We start from the raw sequence: 8,608 nt of genomic DNA, 5'->3' as shown, positions 1-8,608 counted from the left end.
GGACTCGAGGACGCGGGCGTCGGTGCGTACGAAGTCGTCGCGGTGGACGGCGAGGCCGGCGGCTATGAGTCGCATGTGCCGCACGGTGAGTTCGGCTTCCCGGTCGAGGGGCAGGACGGGCTGGTCGGTCATGCGACACCGCCGCGGGTGGTGGCGGCTTGCTGCGCTTCGATCCAGGCGTCGATTGCGGAGCGGCGGTAGACGACGCGGCGTCCGAGCTTGAACGATTCGGGGCCGATCCCGGCATGTCGCCAGTATCGGAGGGTCCCTTCGGGGATCTCCGTCTCCTCGGAGAGTTGGGGGAGAGTGACGATGGGGTCGGACATTGGGAACCTCCGGGACAATGATTTGTAGGCGGTCGCCTACAAACAGTTGTAACACGCACCAACGGGCCCGTCAACAGTCCGTCTGGTCCGCATCTACAAAACGTTGTAAAGTCCTGCCCATGGCAGATAGAGACGAGAAGCAGACCGAGGAAGACCCCCGAGACCAGGTGGCCCCTTGGGAACGAAACTTTCGGGAGCAGATGGCCCGTATCCGGGAAGAGCGAGGCATGACTCAGACGGACTTGGCGCGGCGACTTGCAGGGTGGGGCCTCCCGTTTCACCAACAGACCGTCCAGCGAGTCGAATCGGGTCAGCGTCCGGTGAGACTGAACGAAGCGTTGCTGATATGTCGTGAACTGGATGTGAGCTTGGACTCGATGACTACGACCTCCGCGCCCAAATTGCGAGACATGATGTTCGCGGTAGATCGGATGCGGCGCTCGGCCAGCGTTTTCGCTGAGGAGCTCGTCGAGAGCCTCGGTCAGTGGGAGGACGACATGTCTTCACTCGGTTTGGAGCTCAGCGACGGCTTAGAGGCTCACGACAAGAGCAAGCCCGATCCGATACTCAAGTACGGGCTTGCGTGGGCCTATAAGGCCTGGGACGTATTCGCAAGTGCCCACACCGCCCTCGTGGGGCTAACGGATATCGCGGCGGGTAAAGAAGTGCCACTCCCATACCGCTTCGAGTTGTTCGAGACGATGGGGGAGTGGTGGGACCTCTACGACGATCTTCTGCCTCGGAGCATGGACTTCCCTGAGGTTCCGAACCATGACTCAGAGGCGTAGCCGGCGGGCCGGCGTCGAGGACCGCTGGCACAAGGCGGACGGGACCCGGTCGGCGGCGTACGGGCGGGGTCAACGCTGGCGGGCGCGGTGGGTCGACGACCGCGGTGTCGAGGTCACGCGGGCGTTTCCGACAAGGGTGGCGGCGCAACGTCACGTCGACGGGATCTCGGCTGCGCTCGTGCGCGGGGACTATATCCGGCCGGAGGATGCGCAACTCACGGTCGAGCAGTGGTGCGAGCAGTGGCTCGACGCGTACAAGGTGCATCGGCCGTCGACGGTTCGGCAGGCACGCACGCACGTCAAGAGGATTGTGGCGGCGTTCGGGGACCAGCGATTGTCCGACGTGCGGCCGACAATGGTCCGGTCGTGGATTGCGTCGATGCAGGGGGAGGGGTTGGCGGCGTCGACCATCTACGCGCTGCACTCCCGCTTGGCGCATGTCATGGCGGACGCGGTGCATGACGGGGTGTTGCAGCGGTCGCCGTGCTCCCGGAGGACGTCCCCGCCGATGGGCAAGGCGAAGGTGTACGTCGCCACGACCGAACAGGTGTGGGCACTCCACGACGAGATGCCGGAGTACCTGCGGCCGGCGGTCTTGCTGGGGGCGTTCGCGGGTCTGCGGCTGGGGGAGGTGTGCGGCCTCCGGGTCGCTGACGTTGACTTCATGCGAGGCGCGGTGACACCGCGGTTCCAGGCTGACGGCCGACCACTCAAGACGGACGGGTCGGAGGCGACGGTCCCGATTCCTCGGGATCTCGCGCTTCTGCTGTCGGAGTCGGTCAGGACGTGGGGGACTGACCACGTGGTGACGAACGGGTTCGGTGGGCCGGCGCGGGACTTCCAGATTCAGCGGGCGGTTCGTGCCGCTCGGGGCATGGTGCCGGGGCTGCCGGCGGCGTTCACGTTCCACGACACCCGCCACCACTACGCGAGTCTGCTGATTGCCGGGGGTGCCGATATCAAGATGGTTCAGGCGCGGATGCGGCACGAGTCGGCGAAGGTCACCTTGGACACGTACGGGCATCTGATGAGCTCCGGGGACGACGCGACCCGCGACCTCGTCGGTGGTGCGATGAGGTCGCGGGTCGGATCTCCTGCGGACCCACTGCGGACCGGGCGGGACGCTAGGTAGCGTTTGCGCTGGTCACAGCGGTGCAGCGGTCAGCAGTCGTAGTAGAGCTCGAACTCGTGCGGGTGCGGCCGCAGGTTGACCGGGGCGATCTCCTTCTCCCGCTTGTACGAGATCCAGTTCTCGATGAGGTCCTCGGTGAACACGCCGCCCTCGGTGAGGTAATCGTGGTCCTGCTCGAGGCGGTCGATCACCGCGGGCAGGGAGGTGGGCGCCTGCGGGATGTCCGCGGCCTCCTCCGGCGGCAGCTCGTAGAGGTCCTTGTCGACCGGCGCCATCGGCTCGATCTTGTTCTTCACGCCGTCCAGGCCGGCCATCATCATCGCGGCGAACGCGAAGTACGGGTTGCCCGAGGAGTCGGGGCAACGGAACTCGATGCGCTTGGCCTTGGGGTTGTTGCCCGTGATCGGGATGCGGACACAGGCCGAGCGGTTGCGTTGCGAGTACACGAGATTGATCGGCGCCTCGTAGCCGGGCACGAGCCGGTGGTACGAGTTGATCGTCGGGTTGGTGAACGCCAGTAGCGACGGCGCGTGGTGCAGGATGCCGCCGATGTAGTACCGGGCGATGTCCGACAGCCCGGCGTAGCCCGACTCGTCGTGGAACAGCGGCTGGCCGTCCTTCCACAGCGACTGGTGGGCGTGCATACCCGAACCGTTGTCGCCGAAGAGGGGCTTGGGCATGAAGGTGGCGGACTTGCCGTTCTTCCACGCGGTGTTCTTGACGATGTACTTGAAGAGCTGGACGTCGTCCGCGGCGTGGAGCAGGGTGTTGAACTTGTAGTTGATCTCCTGCTGGGCGCCCGCGACCTCGTGATGGAAGCGCTCGAGCTCGAAGCCGGCGTTCGTGAGGTTGGTGGACATCTCGTCGCGCAGGTCCACGAAGTGGTCGTACGGGGCGACGGGGAAGTACCCGCCCTTCTCGCGGACCTTGTAGCCGAGGTTGGGGGAGCCGTCGGCCTCGGAGCCCGCGCCGCTGTTCCAGTGGCCGGCGCTCGAGTCGACCTCGTAGAAGCCGTGGTTCGTCCCGGAGCCGTAGCGGACGGAATCAAAGACGAAGAACTCGGCCTCGGCGCCGAAGAAGCACGTGTCGGCGATGCCGGTGGAGATCAGGTACTCCTCGGCCTTACGGGCGACGTTGCGTGGGTCGCGGCTGTAGGCCTCGCGGGTGAACGGGTCGTGGACGAAGCAGCTGACGTTGAGCGTCTTGGCCCGGCGGAAGGGGTCAAGGCGGGCGGTGGCGACGTCCGGGAGGAGCATCATGTCCGACTCGTGGATGGACTGGAAACCCCGGATGGAGGAGCCGTCGAAGGCCAGGCCGTCCTCGAACAAGTCCTCGTCGAACGCCGCTGCGGCGATCGTGAAGTGCTGCTCGTTGCCCGGCAGGTCGGTGAACCGGATGTCGACGTACTCGACGCCCTCGTCCTTGATGAACTTGATGACCTCGTCCGGAGTGGAGAATGCCACGATTCGCTCCTCGTCTCTTCAAGTGCGACGGGCGACCGGTGTCTCCCGTCGTGCGGTGACCTCACGATATGGGCGAGGTGTTGCCCGGCCGTCAAGCGAATGTTTCGCCGGTGTTACACGAGACGGCCGGGGGTGTCCCTCCCAATGGGACAAGCCTAGTCGTGCGGGGCGGGGGTCGCCGACATGAGGAACGGCAGCTCGCCGGGCTACGCTGGCCACATGCGTGATGTAGCGGGATCGTGGCTGTCCGGACCCACGTCCGGCAGCGGGCCGGAGCAGAAGTTCAAGGGCGAGAACCTCGGTCTGCCAGAGTCCGGCCCGGGCTCGATGGCCCCGCTCGGTGTCCGTTTCGGAGCCCTCGTGGTCGACTGGTTCCTGGCCTACGGCCTGGTGGCCGCGGTCGTGTCGGTGGCCGGGCCCGGTGTGCTGGGCGGTGACTCGTTCGCGGCGGTGTCCAGTTGGGCGGTGCCGTTGGTGTGGGGCGTGATCGGCGTGGTCTGCGTCTGGCTGTTCGCGCAGACCCCGGGCCAGGCGGTGCTCGGGATCGGCACCGCCCGGGTGGACGAGGAGGAGCGGGTCGGTTTCCTGCGTTCCCTGGTGCGGGTGGTGTTCATCTTCTTCCTGCTGCCCCCGCTTATCCAGGACGAGGACGGCCGCGGCATGCACGACCGCGCCACAGGCACGGCGCTCATCCGCTCCCGCTGAGCATCAGCCCCGGCGGCGGGCGCTACGCTGGATGTTGCGGACCTTCGCGCCCTGCGGGACCGGGCCCTTGGGCATCTGGTTCTGCACGCCGGTCTTGGTGCTCAGCGCGCGCAGCCGGGTGTCCAGGGCGTCGACCTTGGCGCGGCTGATGTTCATCGGGTAGCGGGTGAGGCGCCGGTTGAGCTTGCGCAGCGGCACCTGCTCCGGGGTCGCGTCGGTCTCGTCGCCCACGATCAGTTCGTAGATCGGGGTGTCGCCCACGACGCGGGCAACCTTCTTCTTCTCCTGCGTCATGAGCGGCTTGAGCCGGTGCGGTTGGCCCTCGCCGACGAGCACGATCCCACAGCGGCCGACCACGCGGTGGACGGCGTCGAAGCTGGTGGTGGCGGCGACGGCCTGGTTGACCCGCCACCCCGACCGCAGCTGGTCCAGCGCCCACGCGGCGGCGCCCGGCTGCCCCTCGGCCTTGCCGTACACGGTGTTCTGCACGCGCCGCGAGAAGACGACCATCGCGAGCATGAGGCCCACGAGCACACCCAGCGGCAACATCCACCACTCGCCGCCCCACAGGGTGCCGAGGAGGAAGAACACCACGGCCGAGAGGACGAGTGCACCGATCATCAGCGGCCACAGGAGCTTGTCCTGCTTGGACTGGATCTTCAGCGCCTGCCACATCTGGCCGCGCTGCTCCTTGCCCGCCGCCCGCCGTGCGGCCCGGGCCGCCTTCTTGTCCGCCTTGCTGACCTCGCTCTTCGCCATACCCCTGAGGATACGTGGCGTGGGGCGCGGTCAGAGAACCGCGCCGCCCTCGCCCCGAGCGTGACGGGGCGAGGGCGGCGGGAGGAGCGCGGCGGGTGCGGCGCCGGGTGTGCGTGCCCGGGTCAGGCGCGCGCGGCCTCGCGGGCCAGCACGCTCGAGGCCTCCTGCGACGCCGATCCCTCCGAGGTGAGCTGCCGCAGGTGCTCGGGCACCTCCTGGCCGCGGTGCTCGAGCGCCTGGACGTACAGGCGACCGGCGCGGTAGGACGAGCGGACGAGCGGGCCCGCCATGACGCCGGCGAAACCGATCTCGCGGGCCTTGTCGGACAGCTCCACGAACTCCTCGGGCTTGACCCACCGGTCGATGGGGTGGTGCCGGGGGGTGGGGCGTAGGTACTGGGTGATGGTGAGGATGTCGCAGCCGGCGGAGTGCAGGTCCCGCATCGCGTCGACGATCTCCTCGGTGGTCTCGCCCATCCCCAGGATGAGGTTGGACTTGGTCACCAGACCGAAGTCGCGGGCGGCGCGGATCACGTCGAGGGAGCGCTCGAACCGGAACGCGGGCCGGATCCGCTTGAAGATCCGGGGCACGGTCTCCAGGTTGTGTGCGAGCACCTCGGGGCGCGACTCGAAGACCTCGGCCAGCTGGTCGGGGTCGCCGTTGAAGTCGGGGATGAGGTTCTCTACCCCTGTGTTGGGGTTGAGTTCGTGGATCTTGCGGACCGTCTCCGCGTACAGCCAGGCGCCGCCGTCGTCGAGGTCGTCGCGCGCGACGCCGGTGATGGTCGAGTAGCGCAGACCCATCTCGCGGACCGACTCGGCGACACGGCGGGGCTCGTCGCGGTCGAGGGCGGAGGGCTTGCCGGTGTCGATCTGGCAGAAGTCGCAACGACGGGTGCACTGCTCACCGCCGATGAGGAACGTCGCCTCGCGGTCCTCCCAGCACTCGTAGATATTGGGACACCCGGCCTCCTCACACACCGTGTGCAGACCGCCACCTCGCACGAGGCCCTTCAGTTCCTTGTACTCGGGGCCCATCGTGGCACGCGTACGGATCCACGACGGTTTGCGTTCGATGGGGGTCTCGGCGTTGCGGGCCTCGATGCGCAGGAGCTTGCGGCCCTCGGGAGTCACAGTCACGTCACCAAGACTACGCGTGGTTCAGGACACGGGCAGTCGGCCGTCGAGCGCCTCCACCAAGTCGGAGGTGACCTGATCGAGAACGTCCGACACGGTGACCGTGCGGCCGAGTTCGGCGGTGAGCGAGGTGATCCCGGCGTCGACGATCCCGCACGGCACGATCCGGGAGAACGCGGTCAGGTCGCAGTCGCAGTTGAGGGAGAACCCGTGCATTGTCACCCCGCGTTGGACGCGGATCCCGATCGCGGCGATCTTGCGTTCGGGCCGCGCGCCCGCGGCCGCGCACCAGACCCCGGAGCGACCGTCGACGCGGCCGGCCTCCACGCCGAGCCGGGCACAGGTGGTGATGAGTGCCTGCTCGACGCGGCGCACGTACTCGACCACGTCGATCGGGTCGGTCAGCGCGACGATCGGGTACCCGACGAGCTGGCCCGGGCCGTGCCAGGTGATTCGCCCGCCGCGATCCACGTCGACGACCGGGGTGCCGTCGACCGGCCGGTCGGACGGCTCCGTCCGCTTGCCGGCGGTGTAGGTGGCGGGGTGCTCGAGGAGCAGCACGGTGTCTCCGCGTCGCCCGTCGGCGCGCTCCTCGGCCAGGGTGCGCTGGAGGTCCCACGTGGGGGAGTACTCGACGGTGCCGAGCCGCCGGATCTCCGGGGCGGACGGGTCGCGGCGCAGGGACTGACCGGTGTGAGACATACCACCAGGGTAGGCCGCGTGGGCGCGCGTGGCCCGGGAGGGTGGTACCACGACGACGGGCGCCCTCCCCGTAAGGAGGACGCCCGTCGCGTGGTCGGCGGAACCGGCGGTGGGACTACAGTCCGAGGTCGCCCTCGAACTCGGCCTTCTCCAGGCGGTCCTTGACCGTGGTGAGGAAACGGCCGGCGTCGGCGCCGTCGATCAGCCGGTGATCGTAGGTCAGCGGGGTGTAGCCCATCGACCGGATGGCGATCGACTCGCCGTCGTCGTCGGCATCCACCACCGGACGGCGCACGATCGCGCCGGTACCCAACATCGCCGCCTGCGGCGGGACCAGGATCGGGGTGTCGAAGAGGGCACCCTCGCTACCGATGTTGGTGATGGTGAACGTGCCGCCCGCGAGATCGTCCGGGGTCAGCTTGGACGACCGGGCCCGCTCCGCGAGGTCGTTGATCGCCTTGGACAGGGCCGGGATGTCCATGTCCTGGGCGTTCTTGATGACCGGCGAGAGCAGTCCGGCCTCGGTGTCCACGGCGATGCCGAGGTTCACCGACCCGTGGTAGGTGATCTCGTTGGAGTCCTCGTTGTACGAGGCGTTGACGTTGGGGTGCGAGACCAGGGCCTCGACCACGGCCTTGGCGTAGAACGGCAGGTAGGTCAGTTTGACGCCGTGCTTGTCGGCGAACTTCTCCTTGACCTGCGAGCGCAGCTGCGCCACCCGGGTCATGTCCACCTCGAAGACCTGCGTGAGCTGAGCGGTCTGTTGCAGCGACTCACGGGTCTTCTGCGCCGTGATCTTGCGGATCCGGTTGGCCTTCTTGGTGGTGCCGCGCAGCTCCGCGAGCTCGGGCCGGACGCCGGCCTTCGACGGGCCGCCGCTGGGCGCCTTCTCCTCGGCCGGGGCCTCGGAACCGGAGTCGGAGCCCGAGCCCTCGGCCGCCGCGAGGACGTCCTGCTTACGGATCCGGCCGCCGATACCGGTGCCCTTGACCGAGTCCAAGTCGACGCCGTGCTCCTGCGCGAGCTTGCGCACGAGCGGGGTGACGTACGGCGAGGTGCCGGCCTTGGCGGCGGCGGCGGGCTCGGCCCGGGGCGGGACCGCGTCGGACGACTCGTCCGCGGAGGACGTCCTCGGCGCCGGCTTCGCGGAATTCTTCGCGGAGGTGTCCTCGGACTTCTTCTCGGACTTCTTCTCGGCCTTGGCCGCGGCCTCGGTCTCCTGGGCGGGGGTGTCCTCGGGGACCTCGTCCTCGCCGGAGGCGTCGACGCCCTCGTCCTTGGCGTCGGTCGCGTTCTGATCCTCGGCCGACTGGTCGTCGTCGCTCGCGTCGTCGGTGTCGTCGGAGCTGCCGGAGCCGTCGCCGATGACGGCGAGGGTGGCGCCGACCTCGACGGTCTCGTCCTCCTCGGCGACGATCTTCTGGACGGTGCCGGCGACTGGCGAGGGGATCTCGGTGTCGACCTTGTCGGTGGAGACCTCGAGCAGGGGCTCGTCGACCTCGACGGTGTCGCCGACGGCCTTGAGCCAGCGGGTGATGGTGCCCTCGGTGACGGACTCGCCGAGCTCGGGCATGGTCACGTCGGTGCCCTTGCCGCC

At 68.3% G+C, this 8,608-nt stretch carries 9 protein-coding genes; 3 read left to right on the top strand and 6 right to left on the bottom strand.

Going from position 1 to position 8,608, the window contains the following annotated elements; genetic code table 11:
- Positions 1-128: 128 nt before the first annotated feature.
- Positions 129-326 (bottom strand): helix-turn-helix transcriptional regulator, encoded by a 198-nt coding sequence (locus DCI01S_RS15405; protein ID WP_061230040.1) that lies wholly within the window; start codon positions 324-326, stop codon positions 129-131.
- Positions 327-445: 119 nt separating this feature from the next.
- On the opposite strand from DCI01S_RS15405, the gene DCI01S_RS16945 reads away from it, so the two are divergent.
- Both DCI01S_RS16945 and DCI01S_RS15395 read left to right on the top strand, forming a co-directional pair.
- Complete coding sequence (locus DCI01S_RS16945; RefSeq protein WP_167349574.1) at positions 446-1,114, top strand: helix-turn-helix transcriptional regulator; 669 nt, start codon at positions 446-448, stop codon at positions 1,112-1,114.
- A complete protein-coding gene (locus DCI01S_RS15395) occupies positions 1,098-2,246 on the top strand; it encodes a tyrosine-type recombinase/integrase (protein WP_061230038.1) in 1,149 nt (382 codons plus the stop codon). The genes DCI01S_RS16945 and DCI01S_RS15395 overlap by 17 nt, the downstream gene beginning before the upstream one ends.
- A gap of 29 nt (positions 2,247-2,275) precedes the next feature.
- Here DCI01S_RS15395 and glnA read toward each other — a convergent pair whose 3' ends face one another.
- Positions 2,276-3,709 carry a type I glutamate--ammonia ligase gene (gene glnA / locus DCI01S_RS15390; RefSeq protein ID WP_061230037.1) on the bottom strand — a complete coding sequence of 478 codons (1,434 nt, stop codon included), beginning with the start codon at positions 3,707-3,709 and terminating at the stop codon, positions 2,276-2,278.
- Positions 3,710-3,928: 219 nt separating this feature from the next.
- On the opposite strand from glnA, the gene DCI01S_RS15385 reads away from it, so the two are divergent.
- Entirely contained in the window at positions 3,929-4,414 is a 486-nt protein-coding gene (locus DCI01S_RS15385) for an RDD family protein (protein WP_061230036.1), read from the top strand.
- 3 nt (positions 4,415-4,417) lie between these two features.
- Here the strand turns inward: DCI01S_RS15385 and DCI01S_RS15380 are convergent, their stop codons facing one another.
- The 4 genes from DCI01S_RS15380 to sucB form a co-directional block, all read right to left on the bottom strand.
- A complete protein-coding gene (locus DCI01S_RS15380; protein ID WP_061230035.1) occupies positions 4,418-5,173 on the bottom strand; it encodes a DUF4191 domain-containing protein in 756 nt (251 codons plus the stop codon).
- 122 nt (positions 5,174-5,295) lie between these two features.
- Positions 5,296-6,312, bottom strand: coding sequence for a lipoyl synthase (gene lipA / locus DCI01S_RS15375; RefSeq protein ID WP_061230034.1), 1,017 nt, complete (start codon positions 6,310-6,312; stop codon positions 5,296-5,298).
- A gap of 21 nt (positions 6,313-6,333) precedes the next feature.
- On the bottom strand, positions 6,334-7,011 hold the full coding sequence (gene lipB, locus DCI01S_RS15370) for a lipoyl(octanoyl) transferase LipB (RefSeq protein ID WP_061230033.1): 678 nt from the start codon (positions 7,009-7,011) through the stop codon (positions 6,334-6,336).
- Positions 7,012-7,126: 115 nt separating this feature from the next.
- On the bottom strand, positions 7,127-8,608 hold a 1,482-nt coding region (sucB, locus tag DCI01S_RS15365; RefSeq protein WP_061230032.1), incomplete at its 5' end, for a 2-oxoglutarate dehydrogenase, E2 component, dihydrolipoamide succinyltransferase.

It is taken from the genome of Dietzia cinnamea NBRC 102147 (assembly GCF_001571065.1).
In the GTDB taxonomy this organism is placed as follows: Bacteria; Actinomycetota; Actinomycetes; order Mycobacteriales; family Mycobacteriaceae; genus Dietzia; species Dietzia cinnamea.
This window is presented reverse-complemented; position numbering and strand designations above follow the sequence as displayed.

What these genes read in the sequence shown, in the direction of transcription:
- DCI01S_RS16945 (WP_167349574.1), top strand. Translation starts at nt 446, where the DNA reads ATGGCAGATAGAGACGAGAAGCAGACCGAGGAAGACCCCCGAGACCAG.
- DCI01S_RS15395 (WP_061230038.1), top strand. Translation starts at nt 1,098, where the DNA reads ATGACTCAGAGGCGTAGCCGGCGGGCCGGCGTCGAGGACCGCTGGCAC.
- lipB (WP_061230033.1), bottom strand. Translation starts at nt 7,011, where the DNA reads ATGTCTCACACCGGTCAGTCCCTGCGCCGCGACCCGTCCGCCCCGGAG.
- DCI01S_RS15380 (WP_061230035.1), bottom strand. Translation starts at nt 5,173, where the DNA reads ATGGCGAAGAGCGAGGTCAGCAAGGCGGACAAGAAGGCGGCCCGGGCC.
- DCI01S_RS15385 (WP_061230036.1), top strand. Translation starts at nt 3,929, where the DNA reads ATGCGTGATGTAGCGGGATCGTGGCTGTCCGGACCCACGTCCGGCAGC.
- DCI01S_RS15405 (WP_061230040.1), bottom strand. Translation starts at nt 326, where the DNA reads ATGTCCGACCCCATCGTCACTCTCCCCCAACTCTCCGAGGAGACGGAG.